The organism is Thioclava sp. L04-15, assembly GCF_002020275.1.
GTDB lineage: Bacteria > Pseudomonadota > Alphaproteobacteria > Rhodobacterales > Rhodobacteraceae > Thioclava > Thioclava marina.
Window position 1 is genome coordinate 1 of the sequence record NZ_MPZW01000002.1, and the last position, 15169, is coordinate 15169.

Sequence of the window (15169 nt, forward strand, 5' to 3'; positions counted from 1 at the left end):
GCGGTTGTAGCTCAGTTGGTTAGAGTACCGGCCTGTCACGCCGGGGGTCGCGGGTTCGAGCCCCGTCAACCGCGCCACTTCTTCCTCTCGGACTTGTAAAGTTGCGTTGTGAATCGCGCCCCGCTCGCCTATATCCGGGCGAAATTCGGGAGAGTTCGATGCGTTGGATCAAGCAGGTCTTTGACCATATCACCCTGTTTCAGGCCATTCTCTTCGCGGGGCTTTTGGGCCTCGCGCCGTTCACGCCCGAACCGCATATCTGGGAAAAGCTCAAGATGCTGGTGGCGGGCACTCTGGTGCGTCCGATCGACTGGTTCGACCTCTTGCTGCATGGCACCCCATGGGTGATCCTTGCGATCAAACTGGGCCAATGGGTGAAGACGGGACAGACCGGCAAGACCGGCGGAGGTGCGGCATGAAGGATGAACTGGACGCAAAGGCGCTGATCGAACGGCTCGGAGGCGCAGCGCGGGCGGCTTCGGCAGAGCTCGCATTCGCGAGCGCGCAAGCCAAGCAAAAGGCGCTCGAGGCGGCGGCCGATGCGGTGCTCGCGCATGCGGGCGACATCATCTCCGCCAATGGCGAGGACATGGCTTACGGCGCGCAAAAGGGGCTGAGCCCGGCGATGATGGATCGGCTGATGCTCGATCAGTCGCGCGTCGAGGCGATCGCGAAAGGCCTGCGTGCCGTTGCGGCGCAGCGCGATCCGGTGGGCGATGTGATCACCGAATGGGACATGCCCTCGGGGCTCCATATCCAGCGCGTGCGCACGCCGCTGGGTGTGATCGGCGTGATCTACGAATCACGGCCCAACGTGACCGCCGATGCCGGCGCGCTGTGCCTGAAATCGGGCAATGCGGTGATCCTGCGCGGCGGCTCGGAGAGCTATCATTCGAGCCGCGCGATTCATGCCTGCCTCGTCGAGGGGCTGAAGGCGGCGGGCCTGCCCGAGGATGCGATCCAGCTGGTGCCGACGCGCGACCGTGCGGCGGTGGCCGAGATGCTGCGAGCGACCGATTATATCGACGTGATCGTGCCGCGCGGCGGCAAGGGGCTCGTCGGGCTCGTGCAGGCCGAGGCGCGCGTGCCGGTCTTCGCCCATCTAGAGGGCATCTGCCATGTCTATGCCGATGGTGCGGCGGATCTCGAGAAGGCGCGTGCGGTCGTGCTCAACGCCAAGACCCGGCGCACGGGGATCTGCGGGGCGATGGAATGCCTGCTGATCGATCGCGCGTTCTGGGACAAACATGGCGGTGTTCTGGTCGAGGATCTGCTCAAGGCGGGCGTCGAGGTGCGCGGCATGGGTGATCTGCTGTCGATCGCGGGCGTAACCGAAGCCGCGGCCGACGATTACGGTCGCGAGTATCTCGACATGATCTGCGCCGCGAAGATCGTCGACGGCGTGGATGGCGCGATCGAACATATCCGCCGCTACGGCAGCCAGCACACGGAATCGATCCTGACCGAGGACGATGCGGCGGCGGCGCGGTTCTTCGAGCGTCTCGACAGCGCGATCCTGATGCGCAACGCCTCGACCCAGTTCGCCGATGGCGGCGAGTTCGGGATGGGGGCCGAGATCGGCATCGCGACGGGCAAGATGCATGCGCGTGGCCCGGTAGGGGCCGAGCAGCTGACCTCGTTCAAATACCTGGTGACCGGCGACGGCACGGTGCGGCCCTGAGCGGCGCGTCAGAACCGGATTACGCCGCCAGTTTCGGTGAGCGCCCAGTCGAGGCCAAGCCCCAGCCGCGCCGCCAGGCGCGGCAGCAAGGCAAATTGCACCTGCGCGGGCGTGACGTCGATATGCGCCCCGTCCAGCGTCGAGAACAGCCGTGCATCCCCGCGCGCCTTCTCGGACTGCGCCCCGATTTCCCAGCGCCCGCCGCAATCGCGCACGGTGATCGTACCGCCATAGGGCAGGACCGTCTCGAGGCAGAGGATGGACAGGAAGGCCAGTTTCACGAGCCCGCGGGCATGATCGCCCGAGATCTCCCAATGCAGGCGCAGCCTGCCTTGTGCCGAAATCCCGGCCAGAAGCGAGGCGATCTCGGGCTGGCCAAGCTGTTGTTGTTCGCTCGATTGGCCGAAAGCCACGCGGAAGAATTTCACCCGAGCATTGGCTGCCGCGACACTTTGCTCGATCAGCTCGATCTCGGGGCCCTGCGTGGCACAGCTCATGGTGAGCAATTCGAGCCCGTTTGCGATCGCGCCGATCGGGCTGATCAGGTCATGGCAGAGGCGCGAACCCAGCAAGGCGGTCAGGTCAGTCTCGTTCAAGCTTGCCTCGACGGTTTCGAACGGCATCAATATCTCCGAAAGTGAGGGCGCAAATGTATGAGATCCTTGAACCCGGCATGCTGGTACGAAACCCCGCGCAGCCCGACTGGGGTATCGGCCAGGTGCAGTCGCGGATCGGCGAGAAAGTAACGGTCAATTTCGAACATGTGGGCAAACAGGTGATTGACGGGCGAAGAGTCTCGCTTGAACTGGTTTTCCCCGATCAGGGTTGATGAAAGGTTAACACCTGAGCGGGACAGGTCGAGTCACAAAAACAACCTCAGGCTTTATTCGGTGTCTTCGCATATTGCCATGACGGTCAGGGCTTTCTACATCTGCGCCACGACGCGGGCGCCAGGAGGAGATGCGTGAGCGAGAATGCGGCATTCGATATCAGGCTCGCCCGGGGCAGGGCGGATCTCGAGGCCTCGCAACGTCTGCGGTACCGTGTCTTCGTCGAGGAGCTCGGCGGCGGTGGGCAGACCGTCGATCATGACGCGCGCATCGAACGCGACGATCTCGACCCCGTCTATGATCACCTTCTGCTTGTCGATCGCAACCGGCCCGAGGGTGAACATGTGGTGGGCGCCTACAGGCTGCTGACCTCCGACCGCGCTGCCGAGGCCGGTCATTTCTACTGCGACGCCGAATATGATCTGGGGCCGCTGCGCGCCTCGGGGCGCAAGCTGCTCGAACTGGGCCGCTCCTGTGTGCATCCCGATTACCGGGGCGGGGCGGCGATGCTTCTGCTCTGGAATGCGCTGGCCGATTACGTGCTCGCCCATGAGGTAGAGATCCTCTTCGGCGTGGCCTCGTTCCATGGCACCGATCCACAGGCGCTGAAGATGCCGCTTGCCTGGCTCCATCATCATCATCTCGCCCCCGAGGCGTTGCGCGCGCGCGCGCGTCCCGAGGCGTTCCAGCGCATGGATCTGGTCAGCGAAGCCGATCTCGACCGGCGCGCGGCGATGGCGCAGATGCCCAATCTGATCAAGGCCTACCTGCGGCTGGGCGGCTTCGTGGGCGAGGGGGCCTTCATCGACCATCCCTTCAATACGACCGACGTGCTGTTGCTGATGGATACCAAGGCGATGAGCGACAAGCACCGCGCCTTCTATACGCGGCGCTTCGAGGGCAAGGGATGAGCTGGATCGAGGAGGAACCCGATCCCAAACCGCTTGGAACTTTCGATTGGGCAAGGGCGATCGCGCGTGGGGTGATCTGGGGGCTGGTGCTGCTCACCGGCCTTGTCGCGTTGCTCGTGCTGCGCCTGATCGAGCGCCCGATCCACGGGCTTGCGCGCCCCTGGACGCCCTGGATTACCCAGATGGTCTGCCGGATGAGCCTGCCGATCCTCGGCATGGGCTACCGGGTGAGTGGCCGTCCGATGAACAAGATCGGCGCGGTGGTGGCCAATCACGGCTCCTGGCTTGATATCTTCGCGCTCAACGCCTGCCAGCGGGTCTATTTTGTCTCCAAGGCCGAGGTCGCGCGCTGGCCCTTCGTCGGCTGGCTGGCCCGCGCCACTGGCACCGTGTTCATCAAGCGCGATCCGCGCGAGGCCAAGGCCCAGCAGGCGCTTTTCGAGGAGCGGATCCGCGCGGGCCATCACCTGCTCTTCTTTCCCGAGGGCACCTCGACCGACGCGCGCCGGGTGCTGCCTTTCAAGCCGACGCTGTTTCAGGCTTTCTACAGCCACGGGCTCGACAAGGTGATGCAGATCCAGCCGGTGACGGTGGTCTACCGTCCGCCCGAGGGCGAGGATCCGCGCTTTTACGGCTGGTGGGGGGATATGGAGTTCGGGCCGCATCTGCTGAAGGTGCTGGCCCAACGCCGGCAGGGTTCGGTCGAGATCGTCTTTCACACGCCGCTGTCAGTTGCCGATTACCCGTCGCGCAAGGAGCTGGCCTGGGCGGCGGAGGCTGCGGTGCGCGCGGGGCTTCCCTACGAGATCGCGCGGTCACGATAATAGGCCAGAACATAGAGCCGGATCGCGGTCGCAAGCCCCGCCTCGGTGCCACGAGCGACATCAATTTCAGCGGCCAATTCATTGATGCCGAGGGATTTTTCGGCCGCGATTTCGCGGAACACGCGCCAGAATTCATCCTCGAGGGTGACCGAAGTGCGATGCCCGCCCAGGGTCAGTGAGCGCTTCTTCGGGCGGCTCATTCCTCACCGCTTTCACGATGGTGACCGTCGAGATCGCGCCGCGCTTTTTCCTCGCGGGCGGCCTCGAGCGATTTCTGCGCTTTGGTTCGGCCGAATTTCGCAGCGTTCTCATCGCCTTGCGCGCGCTTCTTCACACGATCGCGCTGTTTGCGAAACTGGTTGAGATTTGTGATCTTGCTCATGACGTCAGCCTGCCACAGCTCGGGGAGTCGGAAAAGAGGTAGGTTGAGGGCGGCAATCGCCCGATGGCGGCCCGATGGCGGATCGCGAGGGGGCGCTGCCCCCGCTCGCGTGCCGCGAGCCCCCCGGGATATTTGAGCCAATTCGAAGATGTGGGCGGCAACTGCGCCGAGGGCGCGCGCCATGGGCAAGCGGGGTGGGCGAGAGGGGTGTCATCACCGCGGCGTGAAGGGGCGCCGCGCCCGACCGCTTCGCCTTGCCAAGGTCGGAGGCCACGGATAGGGTGCGCGCCGACAAACCGGGGCGAGATGCCCCCAAGGCCCAAGACAAAGGACCATTTGTGATGTTCGTGACCCCCGCTTTCGCTCAGGCCGCCGGTGGCGCCGCCAATCCCGCAGCCGCTTTCGGTCAGTTCCTGCCGCTGATCCTGATCTTCGTGATCATGTATTTCCTGCTGATCCGTCCGCAGCAGAAGAAGGCCAAGGAGCACAAGTCGATGCTCGAGGCGCTGCGCCGTGGCGACAACGTGATCACCCAAGGTGGCATTATCGGCAAGGTGACCCATATCCGTGAAGACGGTGAGGTCGAGGTCGAGATCGCGCAGGGCGTGAAGGTGCGTGTCGTGAAGGCGACCATCGTTCAGGTTCTGTCGAAGACCGAACCCGCCAAGACCTCGGAATAAGCCATATAAGGCCCTTCGCCCATGTTGCAGATCTCGCTGTGGAAGCGCGCGCTGATCCTGATCGTCGTCCTGATCGGGATCGTCTTCGCCGCGCCCAACGTCTTTTACAACCGGGTGGAGGGCCATAACGACGCGCTCTCCGCCGAGGCCAAGGGCAACGCCCTGACGCCCGAGCAGCAGGCCGCCCGGGCCAGCTGGCCCGACTGGCTGCCCTCGGACATCATCAATCTCGGCCTCGATCTGCGCGGAGGCGCCCAGCTTCTGGCGCAGGTCAATGTCACCGAGGTCTACAAGGCCCGCGTCGACGGTCTCTGGCCGGAGTTCCGCAAGGCTCTGGCCGATGAGCGTGCAACGCTCGGCTCGATCCGCCGCGTGAAGTCCGATCCCGGCGTCTTGCGCATCCAGATCGGCAATGCCGACCAGATCCAGGAAGCGCTGCGCATCGCCGAGACGCTGAATACGCCGCTCGCCTCGCTGACCGGCGTGGGGCAGAAGACGCTCGCGATCACCGCCGAGGGCAATCAGCTGGTGATCCAGCTTTCGGACGCCGAAAAAGCCTCGACCGACGATCGCACGATGCAACAATCGCTCGAGATCGTGCGCCGCCGGATCGACGCGGCGGGCACGCGCGAGCCGACCATCGTGCGCGAAGGCTCGGACCGTATCCTGATCCAAGTGCCGGGGGCGAGCTCGGCGCAGGAGATCAAGCAGCTGATCGGCACCACGGCCAAACTGACCTTCAACTCGGTGATCGGGACCACATCGAACCCGAACCAGGCGACCGGCACCGATGAAGAGATCCTGCCCGCGGCGGATCAGCAGGGGCTCTATTACATCCTCGATCCCCTTCCGGTGGTGACGGGCGAGGATCTGACCGATGCGCGTCCCGATACCGATCAGAACGGCTATCCGGCGGTGGCGTTCCGCTTCAACGCCTCGGCCGCACGCACCTTTGGCGATTACACGCAGGCCAATATCGGCAAGCCCTTCGCGATCGTGCTGGACAACAAGGTGATCTCCGCCCCGACGATCCAGAGCCATATCGCGGGTGGCTCGGGCATCATCACGGGCCGCTTCACCGTCAAGGAGGCGACCGATCTGGCGCTCCTGCTGCGCGCAGGCGCGCTGCCCGCCTCGATGACCTTCCTCGAAGAACGCACGATCGGCCCGGAACTGGGCGCGGATTCGATCGCCGCCGGCAAGCTTGCCGCCGCCGTGGGCGCGGTCCTGGTCGTGGTCTTCATGGTGGCCTCCTACGGGCTCTTCGGGGTCTTCGCCTCCGTCGCGCTTGGCATCAACATCGCGCTGATCTTCGCGATCATGTCGCTGATCGGCGGGACGCTGACGCTGCCCGGGATCGCGGGGATCGTGCTGACCATGGGCACGGCGGTCGACGCCAACGTGCTCGTGTTCGAGCGGATCCGCGAAGAGCTGCGCATCGCCAAGAAACCCGCCCGCGCGATCGAGCTGGGTTATGAGCGCGCGATGTCGGCGATCATCGACGCCAACGTGACCACCTTCCTGACGGCTGTTATCCTCTTCGTGCTGGGCGCGGGCCCGGTGCGTGGCTTCGCCGTCACCTTCCTGATCGGGATCGTTACCTCGGTCTTCACCGCGATCTGGGTGACGCGGCTGTTCGTGAGCCTGTGGTTCGCGCGCCGTCGGCCCAAGGAACTGGTTCTGTAAGGGAGATCGAGACATGGCATTCCGTCTGAAACTGGTCCCCGACCACACGACGTTCGACTTCTTCAAGCACCAGTTCCTGACCTTCGGGTTCTCGGTGGCGATGGTGCTGGCCTCGGTAGTGCTCGTGCTCACCATGGGGCTCAATCTCGGCATCGACTTCCGGGGCGGCACCACGATCCGCACCGAGGCCGACCAGACCGAGCCGGTCGATATCGGCGCCTACCGCTCGGCCATCGCGCCGCTCGATCTGGGCGATGTACTGATCACGCAGGTCTATGACCCGAATTTCCGCGATGACCAGAAGGTCGTCACGATCCGCATCCAGGCCCAGGACGGGCAGGAGGCGATCAGCCCCGACACCCAGGCAAAGGTGCTCGACGCGCTTCAGACCGTGAACAAGGACATCAAGATCGTGGCGACCGAGTCGATCGGTCCCAAGGTCTCGGGCGAGCTGATCTGGACCGCGGTCTGGTCGGTTCTGGCCGCCGTCTTCGCGATTCTCGTCTATATCTGGATGCGCTTCGAATGGCAGTTTTCGGTGGGCGCGGTCGCGGCACTCGTGCATGACGTGACCGTGACGATCGGGATCTTCTCGCTCTTCCAGTTCAAGTTCGACCTGTCGATCATCGCGGCGCTGCTGACGATCCTGGGCTATTCGATCAACGACACCGTCGTCGTCTTCGACCGTCTTCGCGAGAACCTCGTGAAATACAAGAAGATGCCGCTGCGCGACGTGATGAACCTCTCGGTCAACGAGACCCTGTCGCGGACCGTGATGACCTCGGGCACCACGCTTCTGGCGCTGATCGCGCTGCTGGTGCTGGGTGGCGACGTGATCCGCAACTTCGTCTTCGCGATGACCTGGGGCGTGATCGTCGGCACCTATTCCTCGGTCTTCGTCGCCAAGAACATCGTGTTGTTCATCGGCCTAGACCGCAACAAGGAGAAGAAGGACCCCGCCGAGCAGTTCTTCGACAAGTCCGATGTCGCTGCTGACTGAGGCGAATTTCGGAGCCTCGCTGCCGATCGACGGCTACGGGCCGGGCTTTTTCCGCGTCGCGGGGGAGGTCCGGCACGGGTCTGTCTGGGTGATGGCCGATCGCTGCGGGGAGTGGGGCGGGTATGATGACCGCGATACGCTTGCAGCGCTCGCCGGTCAGATCGACCTGCTCTTCGTCGGGACAGGGGCCGATATCGCCCATCTGCCGAAGGATTTCGTGGCCGAACTCGAAGCGAAAGGCATCATGTGCGAGGGCATGGCGACACCGTCGGCCGCGCGCACCTATAACGTGCTTTTGTCCGAGGGACGCCGTGTCGGCTGCGCGCTGATCGCGATGCCCGCGAAGGGAGAGCCGTGATGACGATGCTCTCGGTCGCGGGGCTCGCGGTTTCGCGCGGCGGTCTGCCGGTTCTCGAAAACCTCGACTTCACGCTCGAGGCGGGCCACGCGCTCGTGCTGCGCGGACCGAACGGGATCGGCAAGACGACGCTTCTGCGCACGCTGGCCGGGCTGCAGCCGGCGCTCGCGGGGACCGTGTCGATGCCGCCCGAGAGCATGGCCTATGCCGCGCATTCCGACGGTCTCAAATCGACCCTTACCGTGCGCGAGAACCTGACTTTCTGGTCCTCGGTCTACGCCACCCACGATATCGAGCCCGCGCTTGACCGGATGAACCTTCGCAGCCTGGAGCATCGCGCGGCACTCAGCCTCTCGGCGGGACAGAAACGCCGGCTCGGCCTTGCGCGCCTGTTGGTGACGGGGCGTCCGGTCTGGGTGCTCGACGAACCGACCGTCTCGCTCGACACCGCCTCTGTCACGCTCTTCGCCGAGGCCGTGCGTGGCCATCTCGCCTCCGGTGGCGCGGCTCTGATCGCGACCCATATCGATCTCGGCCTCGATGAGGCCCGCGTGCTCGATCTCGGCCCGTTCAAGGCCCGGCCGCCCGAAGAGGGCGGGATGATGGGCGCCTTCGACGAGGCTTTCCTATGACCGGGCGTTGCGCGCGTGGCGCGCCAGGATGCCTCCGGCGGGGATATCTGAAGCAGCTGGAAGGTGACATTCTCATTCCAACTGCCCGAAATATCCCGGGGGGTGAGCGGCGCAGCCGCGAGGGGGGCAGCGCCCCCATGCGTCGCTCCGATAACGGAGGCGCGGCATGATCGCATTGCTTCTCAGGGATTTGCGGCTGGCGGTGCGCGCGGGCGGGGGCTTCGGCCTCGGGCTTGCATTTTTCCTGATCGTGGTGACGCTGGTTCCGTTCGGTGTGGGGCCGCAAGGTGAGATCCTTGCGCGGATCGCCCCCGGGATCCTGTGGCTGGGTGCGCTTCTGGCCTGTCTGCTCTCGCTCGACCGGATCTTCGCGCTCGATTACGAGGATGGCTCGCTTGATCTGCTGGTGACCGCGCCGATCCCGCTCGAAGGGGTGGTCAGCATCAAGGCGCTCGCGCATTGGATCACGACAGGGTTGCCGCTTGTCGTCGCGGCCCCCGTCTTCGGCATCTTGCTGCATCTCGCCCCCGAGGCGCAGCTCTGGATGATCGTGGCGCTTTTGCTGGGCACTCCGGCGCTGTCGGTGCTTGGCACATTCGGGGCGGCGCTGACGGTCGGGCTCAAGCGCGGCGGGCTTCTTCTGTCGCTGCTGGTCTTGCCATTCTACGTTCCGACCCTCATCTTCGGTGCGGAGCTCGTGCGCCGTGGCGCCGAGGGGATGAACACCCAGGTGCCGCTTCTGATGCTGGCGGGGATCACGGCCGCGACCATCGCGCTCGTGCCCTTCGCCTCTGCGGCCGCGATCCGCGTCAATCTGCGCTAGGGCATCCGGCGCACGCCATGCTAGGAAGGGCCGAACCGGCCAAAAGGTGAGCAGAACAACAAGATGTCGATCTGGGAATACGCCAACCCCGTCAAATTCATGAAGACCTCGGACAAGGTCTTGCCCTGGACGATCGGTCTGGCCGCGGTCACGCTGATCACCGGGCTGATCTGGGGCTATTTCTTCGTGCCTTCCGCCGAGAATTTCGGGGGTTCGGTGAAAGTGATCTATGTGCATGTGCCCGCCGCGATGATGGCGATCAATATCTGGGTGATGATGTTGGTCACCTCGTTGATCTGGCTGATCCGGCGCCACCATGTCTCGGCGCTGGCCGCGAAGGCCGCAGCCCCGATCGGCGCGGTGATGACGCTGATCGCGCTGATCACGGGCGCCGTCTGGGGCCAGCCGATGTGGGGAACGTGGTGGGAATGGGATCCGCGCCTGACCTCGTTCCTGATCCTGTTTCTTTTCTACCTGGGCTATATTGCGCTTTGGGCTTCGGTCGAGAACCCCGACACCGCCGCCGATCTGACGGGCGTTCTGTGTCTCGTGGGGGCCGTCTTCGCGCTGCTCTCGCGCTATGCGGCAAATTTCTGGAACCAGGGCCTGCATCAGGGCGCGACGCTTTCGATGGACCAGGAGCAGCACATCGCCGATGTCTACTGGTTCCCGCTTCTGATGTGCATGGCCGGGTTCGTCCTGTTCTTCGTCGCACTGGTGCTGATCCGCACCCGCACCGAGGTCCGCGCGCGCCGTCTGGGTGCGCTCCAGCAACGTGAGCGCATGGCATGACAGATACGACCGGGCAAGGAACGACCGTCACCGATGGCGGCGTCGTCCTCGTGGATCCGTCCACCAAATCCTACACTTACACGGTGAATATCGCCTGGGGCGCTACGATCCTGCTTCTCGTTCTGATCGTCGTGGTCTCGCTGATGCGGGGCGCGAAGATCAAGCGACAGCTGGCAGAGGCCGAGGCGCGCCGAAAGGGAGGCTTCGATGGTTAAGCCGCTTATGCTCCTGCCGCCGGTGATCTTCGCCGCGCTCGCAGGGCTTTTCATCTGGGGAATGAACCGCGAGGATCCGACCCAGCTGCCCACGGTTTTCGCCGGCAAGGCCGCGCCGCCCGTGCAGCTCGAACCGCTGGGTGAGTTCGAGCCCTTCACCGACAGCGATCTGCGCGACGGCAAGATCAAGCTGGTGAATTTCTGGGCCAGCTGGTGTGCGCCGTGCCGGATCGAACATCCCAATCTCGAAGCGCTGTCGAAGGAAGGCGTCGATATCTACGGGGTGAATTACAAGGACACGCCGTCGAAGGCGCAGGGGTTCCTCGAGGATATGGGCAACCCCTATGCCGAGCTCGGCGCCGACCCCAAAGGGCAGATGGCGCTCGATTGGGGCGTCTATGGTGTGCCCGAGACCTTCGTGGTCGATGGCGAGGGCAAGGTTCTGTTCCGTTTTGCAGGCCCTGTGACCGAGCGCGTGATCGCCTCCGATCTGCGCCCGCTGCTGGAAGGCAAGGCCGCCGCGAAATAAAGGTTCCTGTGGTCGGGCGGCTCAACGAAAAGGCCGCCCCACAGGAAATTTTCGCGCGGTGGCAAGACCGGGGCAGTCTGCTGTCCAGCCGCCTGAAAGTTCCTGGGGGTGAATGGCCACAAGGACAAAGGAGCGGCGCCCCTTGTCCTCAGGGCTTCCAGTTTCTCAGCCCGCGCGGGTTCAGCTTCGCCCAGTCGGGCCAGTAACCGAGCTTGTCCACGACGACGATCACGATCGCCGCCAGAAACGCCACCGCCGCGATCTTCACATGCAGCATCGAGGGCGGACGGCGCGCCCATTTCGCCATCCGCATCAGCCAGGTGATGTTCACGCCTCACCCTTGAGGAAGCGCACCTTGCCGATAAATGGCAGGTTGCGGTTGCGTTGGGCGAAATCGATCCCGTAGCCCACGACGAACTCGTCGGGGATCTCGAAGCCGGTCCAGGTGGCGCGCACGTCCACCTCGCGCCGGGCGGGTTTGTCGAGAAGCGCGCAGCATTCGATCCGCGCCGGTTTGCGGGCGCGCAGCATCCCCATCACATGTTTCAGCGTGAAACCGGTATCGACGATATCCTCGACCACGAGCACGTCGCGCCCCTCGATTCCCGCGCGCAGGTCCTTGAGGATGCGCACCTCGCGCGTGCTTTCGGTGCCATCCCCATAGGAGGAAGCCTCGAGGAAATCGACCTCGACGGGCAGGTCGATCTCGCGCACGAGATCGGCGATGAAGACGAAAGAGCCGCGCAGAAGGCCGACCACCACCAGCTTGTCGGTCTCGGCGAAGGTGCGGGTGATCTCGGCGGCCAGTTCCTCGACTCGTGCAGCGATCTGCTTGGCCGAGATCATCTGGTCGATCACATAGGGACTCTGCGTCATGATGTCGGGCCTTTGATCGGGTCGCGGGGCTTGAATTCGCCCCCAGCTTTATCGCATCAAGATGCGCAAGGAAACGGAAGAGACATGCCCAAGCATCACGAGAACCGCGTCATGCCCTACAGCGCCCAGCAGATCTACGATCTGGTGGCCGATGTGGCCCGCTATCCGGAATTTCTGCCGTGGAACTCGGCGGCGCGGATCCGCTCGCGCGTAGAACAGCCCGATGGTTCGGTGCTGATGCTCGCCGACCTCGTGATCTCCTTCAAGGTCTTCCGCGAGAAGTTCGGATCGCGCGTGGTGCTGCATCCGGCGGATCATCACATCGAGACCGAATATCTCGACGGGCCGTTCAAATACATGCACAGCCATTGGAAGATGCGCGACCGGCCAGATGGTGGCTGCGATGTCGATTTCCACGTCGATTTCGAATTCAAGAACGCGATTCTTCAGGGTGTGATCGGGGTGGTGTTCAACGAGGCGATGCATCGCATCGTGCGCGCCTTCGAAAAACGCGCCGAAGAGCTTTACGGCGCGCAAGGGTAAGCGCCGCCTCACCTTCGATCGCCCAATGAAAAAGGCCGCCCAGAGAGGCGGCCTTTGCAGTGATCCCAAACGGTTGCGCTCAGGAGTTCATGTCATAGGCGCGCTCGCCATGGGTCGAGAGATCGAGACCGTTCGTCTCGTGCTCCTGGCTGACGCGGATCGGGAAGACGAGCGCCACGAGCTTGGCGAGGATCCAGCTGCCGACGATCGTGAACACGCCCACCACCGCCAGCGCGCCGAGCTGCGCCACGAAGGATCCGTGGCCGAAGACCGCGATCATGATCGTGCCGAAAATGCCGCCCACGCCATGCACCGCGAAGACGTCGAGACTGTCGTCGACATGCAGTTTCTCGCGGATCAGGATCACGAATTCCTGACAGATGATCCCGGCGGCGAAACCGATCACCAGCGCTTCGATCGGGCCGACCCAGCCAGCCGCGGGGGTGATCGAGGCAAGGCCCGCGATCGTGCCGGTCACGAGGCCCACCATCGAGGCGCGGCCGAACTTGATACGCTCCCACAGCGCCCAGCTGAGCGAGGCAGCGGCGGCCGAAAGATGGGTGACGGTGATCGCCATGCCGGCCACGCCATCCGCGGCCAGCGCCGAGCCGCCGTTGAAGCCGAACCAGCCGACCCAGAGCAGACCCGCGCCCATCGCCACCATGCCGGGGTTGTGCGGCGGCGTGTTGCGCTTCGTGCGTGGCCCGATCATCAGCGCGAGCACGAGCGCCGCCAGACCGGCGGTTTCGTGCACCACGATGCCGCCGGCGAAATCCTTTGTGCCTTCCGCACCCCAGATCCCGCCATCGGCCATGATGCCGCCACCCCAGATCCAATGCGCGACCGGCGCATAGATCAGCAGCATCCAGAGCCCCGTGAAGGTCATCACGAACGAATAGTTGATGCGTTCCACGAAGGCGCCGACGATCAGCGCGGGGGTGATGATCGCGAAGGTCATCTGGAACGAGAAGAAGACGATTTCGGGGATCGTGCCCGACAGCGCATCCGGCCCGATCCCGAGCAGGGCGAACTTGCCCAGGCCTCCCCAATAGCCGTTGGCCTCGCCAAAGGCGATGGAATAGCCAAAGAGCAGCCAGAGCACGCTCATCAGCGCCGCGATCGAGAAGCACTGCATGAAGATCGACAGCACGTTGCGCGCCCGAACGAGCCCGCCATAAAACAGTGCCAGCCCCGGCAGCGTCATCATCAGCACGAGTGCCGTGGCCACCATGATCCAAGCGGTATCCGCCCCATTCATCCCTCGATTCCTCCTCGATTGTCCGTCTTGGAGGGGGAAGGGGCATAGGCGAACTGCTCAATAAAGATTCAATGGCCTACAGAAGTGATTAAATGCGCGGCAATTTGCGTAATGGGCAAAAAATAGGCGCTAAACCATATCGGCGACTAGAAAATAGTCGCAATTGAATCACGACAGCGCCGCAGAGAGGAGCAGTTTCAGCGCGTGGTCACGCGCCGCTTTGCGCACATTTTCGCGCCCCGCAGCGCCGAACTCGACGGTCTCGGTCAGGGTTTCGCGCCCCTCGCAGGCCAGCCCGAAACAGACCCGACCCTCGGGTTTGAACTCCGATCCTCCGGGCCCCGCAATGCCGGTGATCGCGACCGCAAGTTGCACGGGCGCGTGGGCGCGCGCGCCATAGGCCATCTCGCGCGCCACCTCTTCCGAGACCGCGCCATGCGCGTCGAGCGTCTGGGCGCGCACACCCAGCATCTCGCGCTTGGCCGCGTTGGTGTAGGTGACGAAGCCGCGCTCGACGACCGCCGAAGAGCCCGCGATGTCCGTCAGCGCGGCGGAGACCATGCCGCCGGTGCAGCTCTCGGCCGTCGCCAGCATCCATCCGCGCGCCTTGCAGGCCTCCAGAACCTCCGCGGCCAGGCTCATCACATCATCCCCAGGAAGACGACGTGATACAGCGCAGCGAGGAGGATGGTCACGACACCCGCGAAAACACCGGCCCAAAGATCATCCAGCATCACGCCGGTCGCGTCGTGGCGACGGTCCGCGCCGCCCACGAGCCAGGGTTTCCAGATATCGAACAGGCGGAAACAGACAAAGGCTGCGACCGCGCCGGGCCAGACCATGTGCAGCTCGACGCCCGTCGAGAGCCCGCGCGACCAGAAGCCAAACGCGGGGAAGAGCAGGGCGACCCATTGGCCCGCGACCTCGTCGATGACGATCTCGGAGGGGTCGTCGGTGCTGTCGCCGAGCTGCGCGCGCACCGACCAGAAACCAAGTGCGGTGACCGCGATCGTCGCGATGACGAGCGGGATGAAGCCCAGCCAATGTTCGATGGCCCAGCCGACCAGAACGGCGACCAGAGAGCCCCAGGTGCCGGGGGCGGGCTTGAGCAGGCCGACATATCCGACCGTGTTGATGGCGCGCAGCATG

Annotated in this window: 23 protein-coding genes and 1 tRNA gene; 16 read left to right on the top strand and 8 right to left on the bottom strand. The window is 64.3% G+C overall.

Annotation, left to right across the window (positions count from 1 at the left end; genetic code table 11):
* The 3 genes from BMI90_RS06140 to BMI90_RS06150 all read left to right on the top strand — a co-directional run bounded on the left by BMI90_RS06140 (position 1) and on the right by BMI90_RS06150 (position 1681).
* A tRNA-Asp gene (locus BMI90_RS06140) sits at positions 1-77 on the top strand.
* An 81-nt stretch (positions 78-158) separates the two neighbouring features.
* Positions 159-419 (top strand): RND transporter, encoded by a 261-nt coding sequence (locus BMI90_RS06145; RefSeq protein WP_078527282.1) that lies wholly within the window; start codon positions 159-161, stop codon positions 417-419.
* The gene (locus BMI90_RS06150) at positions 416-1681 is read left to right on the top strand and encodes a glutamate-5-semialdehyde dehydrogenase (RefSeq protein WP_078527284.1); all 1266 of its coding nucleotides are present in this window, start codon (positions 416-418) and stop codon (positions 1679-1681) included. Before BMI90_RS06145 ends, BMI90_RS06150 begins: the two co-directional genes overlap by 4 nt.
* A gap of 8 nt (positions 1682-1689) precedes the next feature.
* On the opposite strand, the gene BMI90_RS06155 is transcribed toward BMI90_RS06150, so the two are convergent.
* Positions 1690-2304 (bottom strand): histidine phosphotransferase family protein, encoded by a 615-nt coding sequence (locus tag BMI90_RS06155; RefSeq protein WP_078527286.1) that lies wholly within the window; start codon positions 2302-2304, stop codon positions 1690-1692.
* Positions 2305-2330: 26 nt separating this feature from the next.
* On the opposite strand from BMI90_RS06155, the gene BMI90_RS06160 reads away from it, so the two are divergent.
* The 3 genes from BMI90_RS06160 (at position 2331) to BMI90_RS06170 (ending at position 4246) form a co-directional block, all read left to right on the top strand.
* Positions 2331-2510 carry a DUF3553 domain-containing protein gene (locus BMI90_RS06160; protein ID WP_078527288.1) on the top strand — a complete coding sequence of 60 codons (180 nt, stop codon included), beginning with the start codon at positions 2331-2333 and terminating at the stop codon, positions 2508-2510.
* 135 nt (positions 2511-2645) lie between these two features.
* Entirely contained in the window at positions 2646-3422 is a 777-nt protein-coding gene (locus BMI90_RS06165; protein WP_078527290.1) for a GNAT family N-acyltransferase, read from the top strand.
* Positions 3419-4246, top strand: coding sequence for a lysophospholipid acyltransferase family protein (locus BMI90_RS06170; protein ID WP_078527292.1), 828 nt, complete (start codon positions 3419-3421; stop codon positions 4244-4246). Before BMI90_RS06165 ends, BMI90_RS06170 begins: the two co-directional genes overlap by 4 nt.
* Here the strand turns inward: BMI90_RS06170 and BMI90_RS06175 are convergent.
* On the bottom strand, positions 4222-4446 hold the full coding sequence (locus tag BMI90_RS06175; RefSeq protein WP_078527294.1) for a ribbon-helix-helix domain-containing protein: 225 nt from the start codon (positions 4444-4446) through the stop codon (positions 4222-4224). The two genes, BMI90_RS06170 and BMI90_RS06175, sit on opposite strands and share 25 nt — an antisense overlap.
* Entirely contained in the window at positions 4443-4628 is a 186-nt protein-coding gene (locus BMI90_RS06180) for a DUF4169 family protein (RefSeq protein WP_078527296.1), read from the bottom strand. Before BMI90_RS06180 ends, BMI90_RS06175 begins: the two co-directional genes overlap by 4 nt.
* A gap of 341 nt (positions 4629-4969) precedes the next feature.
* Between BMI90_RS06180 and yajC the strand changes: the two genes are divergently transcribed.
* From yajC to BMI90_RS06225, 9 genes are all read left to right on the top strand, one after another.
* Positions 4970-5308, top strand: a complete 339-nt coding sequence (yajC, locus tag BMI90_RS06185; protein WP_051692612.1) for a preprotein translocase subunit YajC — start codon at positions 4970-4972, stop codon at positions 5306-5308.
* 21 nt (positions 5309-5329) lie between these two features.
* Complete coding sequence (gene secD / locus BMI90_RS06190) at positions 5330-6994, top strand: protein translocase subunit SecD (protein WP_078527298.1); 1665 nt, start codon at positions 5330-5332, stop codon at positions 6992-6994.
* 13 nt (positions 6995-7007) lie between these two features.
* Positions 7008-7994 (top strand): protein translocase subunit SecF, encoded by a 987-nt coding sequence (secF, locus tag BMI90_RS06195; protein ID WP_078527300.1) that lies wholly within the window; start codon positions 7008-7010, stop codon positions 7992-7994.
* Positions 7978-8352 carry an Mth938-like domain-containing protein gene (locus BMI90_RS06200; protein ID WP_078527302.1) on the top strand — a complete coding sequence of 125 codons (375 nt, stop codon included), beginning with the start codon at positions 7978-7980 and terminating at the stop codon, positions 8350-8352. Before secF ends, BMI90_RS06200 begins: the two co-directional genes overlap by 17 nt.
* Positions 8352-8984: a heme ABC exporter ATP-binding protein CcmA gene (ccmA, locus tag BMI90_RS06205; RefSeq protein ID WP_078527304.1), complete on the top strand. Its 633-nt coding sequence runs from the start codon at positions 8352-8354 to the stop codon at positions 8982-8984. Before BMI90_RS06200 ends, ccmA begins: the two co-directional genes overlap by 1 nt.
* A gap of 166 nt (positions 8985-9150) precedes the next feature.
* Positions 9151-9807 (top strand): heme exporter protein CcmB, encoded by a 657-nt coding sequence (gene ccmB, locus BMI90_RS06210; protein WP_078527306.1) that lies wholly within the window; start codon positions 9151-9153, stop codon positions 9805-9807.
* Positions 9808-9870: 63 nt separating this feature from the next.
* On the top strand, positions 9871-10599 hold the full coding sequence (locus tag BMI90_RS06215; RefSeq protein ID WP_078527308.1) for a heme ABC transporter permease: 729 nt from the start codon (positions 9871-9873) through the stop codon (positions 10597-10599).
* Positions 10596-10814: a heme exporter protein CcmD gene (ccmD, locus tag BMI90_RS06220; protein WP_078527310.1), complete on the top strand. Its 219-nt coding sequence runs from the start codon at positions 10596-10598 to the stop codon at positions 10812-10814. The genes BMI90_RS06215 and ccmD overlap by 4 nt, the downstream gene beginning before the upstream one ends.
* Positions 10807-11343, top strand: coding sequence for a DsbE family thiol:disulfide interchange protein (locus BMI90_RS06225; protein WP_146671228.1), 537 nt, complete (start codon positions 10807-10809; stop codon positions 11341-11343). The genes ccmD and BMI90_RS06225 overlap by 8 nt, the downstream gene beginning before the upstream one ends.
* A 148-nt stretch (positions 11344-11491) precedes the next feature.
* Here BMI90_RS06225 and BMI90_RS06230 read toward each other — a convergent pair whose 3' ends face one another.
* Entirely contained in the window at positions 11492-11674 is a 183-nt protein-coding gene (locus tag BMI90_RS06230; protein WP_078527314.1) for a hypothetical protein, read from the bottom strand.
* Positions 11671-12219 carry a hypoxanthine phosphoribosyltransferase gene (gene hpt, locus BMI90_RS06235; RefSeq protein WP_078527317.1) on the bottom strand — a complete coding sequence of 183 codons (549 nt, stop codon included), beginning with the start codon at positions 12217-12219 and terminating at the stop codon, positions 11671-11673. Before hpt ends, BMI90_RS06230 begins: the two co-directional genes overlap by 4 nt.
* Positions 12220-12303: 84 nt before the next feature.
* Here hpt and BMI90_RS06240 point away from each other — a divergent pair, with 84 nt between their 5' ends.
* Complete coding sequence (locus BMI90_RS06240) at positions 12304-12762, top strand: type II toxin-antitoxin system RatA family toxin (RefSeq protein ID WP_078527318.1); 459 nt, start codon at positions 12304-12306, stop codon at positions 12760-12762.
* Between the two features lie 79 nt (positions 12763-12841).
* Here the strand turns inward: BMI90_RS06240 and BMI90_RS06245 are convergent, their stop codons facing one another.
* The 3 genes from BMI90_RS06245 to BMI90_RS06255 form a co-directional block, all read right to left on the bottom strand.
* A complete protein-coding gene (locus tag BMI90_RS06245; RefSeq protein ID WP_078527320.1) occupies positions 12842-14020 on the bottom strand; it encodes an ammonium transporter in 1179 nt (392 codons plus the stop codon).
* A gap of 168 nt (positions 14021-14188) precedes the next feature.
* Complete coding sequence (locus BMI90_RS06250) at positions 14189-14662, bottom strand: CinA family protein (RefSeq protein WP_078527322.1); 474 nt, start codon at positions 14660-14662, stop codon at positions 14189-14191.
* Positions 14662-15168, bottom strand: coding sequence for a phosphatidylglycerophosphatase A (locus BMI90_RS06255; protein ID WP_078527324.1), 507 nt, complete (start codon positions 15166-15168; stop codon positions 14662-14664). Before BMI90_RS06255 ends, BMI90_RS06250 begins: the two co-directional genes overlap by 1 nt.
* Position 15169 lies beyond the last annotated feature (1 nt).

Coding starts and splice junctions, on each gene's coding strand:
- BMI90_RS06145 (WP_078527282.1), top strand. CDS start 159: ATGCGTTGGATCAAGCAGGTCTTTGACCATATCACCCTGTTTCAGGCC.
- BMI90_RS06150 (WP_078527284.1), top strand. CDS start 416: ATGAAGGATGAACTGGACGCAAAGGCGCTGATCGAACGGCTCGGAGGC.
- BMI90_RS06155 (WP_078527286.1), bottom strand. CDS start 2,304: ATGCCGTTCGAAACCGTCGAGGCAAGCTTGAACGAGACTGACCTGACC.
- BMI90_RS06160 (WP_078527288.1), top strand. CDS start 2,331: ATGTATGAGATCCTTGAACCCGGCATGCTGGTACGAAACCCCGCGCAG.
- BMI90_RS06170 (WP_078527292.1), top strand. CDS start 3,419: ATGAGCTGGATCGAGGAGGAACCCGATCCCAAACCGCTTGGAACTTTC.
- BMI90_RS06175 (WP_078527294.1), bottom strand. CDS start 4,446: ATGAGCCGCCCGAAGAAGCGCTCACTGACCCTGGGCGGGCATCGCACT.
- BMI90_RS06180 (WP_078527296.1), bottom strand. CDS start 4,628: ATGAGCAAGATCACAAATCTCAACCAGTTTCGCAAACAGCGCGATCGT.
- yajC (WP_051692612.1), top strand. CDS start 4,970: ATGTTCGTGACCCCCGCTTTCGCTCAGGCCGCCGGTGGCGCCGCCAAT.
- secD (WP_078527298.1), top strand. CDS start 5,330: ATGTTGCAGATCTCGCTGTGGAAGCGCGCGCTGATCCTGATCGTCGTC.
- secF (WP_078527300.1), top strand. CDS start 7,008: ATGGCATTCCGTCTGAAACTGGTCCCCGACCACACGACGTTCGACTTC.
- BMI90_RS06200 (WP_078527302.1), top strand. CDS start 7,978: ATGTCGCTGCTGACTGAGGCGAATTTCGGAGCCTCGCTGCCGATCGAC.
- ccmA (WP_078527304.1), top strand. CDS start 8,352: ATGACGATGCTCTCGGTCGCGGGGCTCGCGGTTTCGCGCGGCGGTCTG.
- ccmB (WP_078527306.1), top strand. CDS start 9,151: ATGATCGCATTGCTTCTCAGGGATTTGCGGCTGGCGGTGCGCGCGGGC.
- BMI90_RS06215 (WP_078527308.1), top strand. CDS start 9,871: ATGTCGATCTGGGAATACGCCAACCCCGTCAAATTCATGAAGACCTCG.
- ccmD (WP_078527310.1), top strand. CDS start 10,596: ATGACAGATACGACCGGGCAAGGAACGACCGTCACCGATGGCGGCGTC.
- BMI90_RS06225 (WP_146671228.1), top strand. CDS start 10,807: ATGGTTAAGCCGCTTATGCTCCTGCCGCCGGTGATCTTCGCCGCGCTC.
- hpt (WP_078527317.1), bottom strand. CDS start 12,219: ATGACGCAGAGTCCCTATGTGATCGACCAGATGATCTCGGCCAAGCAG.
- BMI90_RS06240 (WP_078527318.1), top strand. CDS start 12,304: ATGCCCAAGCATCACGAGAACCGCGTCATGCCCTACAGCGCCCAGCAG.
- BMI90_RS06245 (WP_078527320.1), bottom strand. CDS start 14,020: ATGAATGGGGCGGATACCGCTTGGATCATGGTGGCCACGGCACTCGTG.
- BMI90_RS06250 (WP_078527322.1), bottom strand. CDS start 14,662: ATGAGCCTGGCCGCGGAGGTTCTGGAGGCCTGCAAGGCGCGCGGATGG.
- BMI90_RS06255 (WP_078527324.1), bottom strand. CDS start 15,168: ATGCTGCGCGCCATCAACACGGTCGGATATGTCGGCCTGCTCAAGCCC.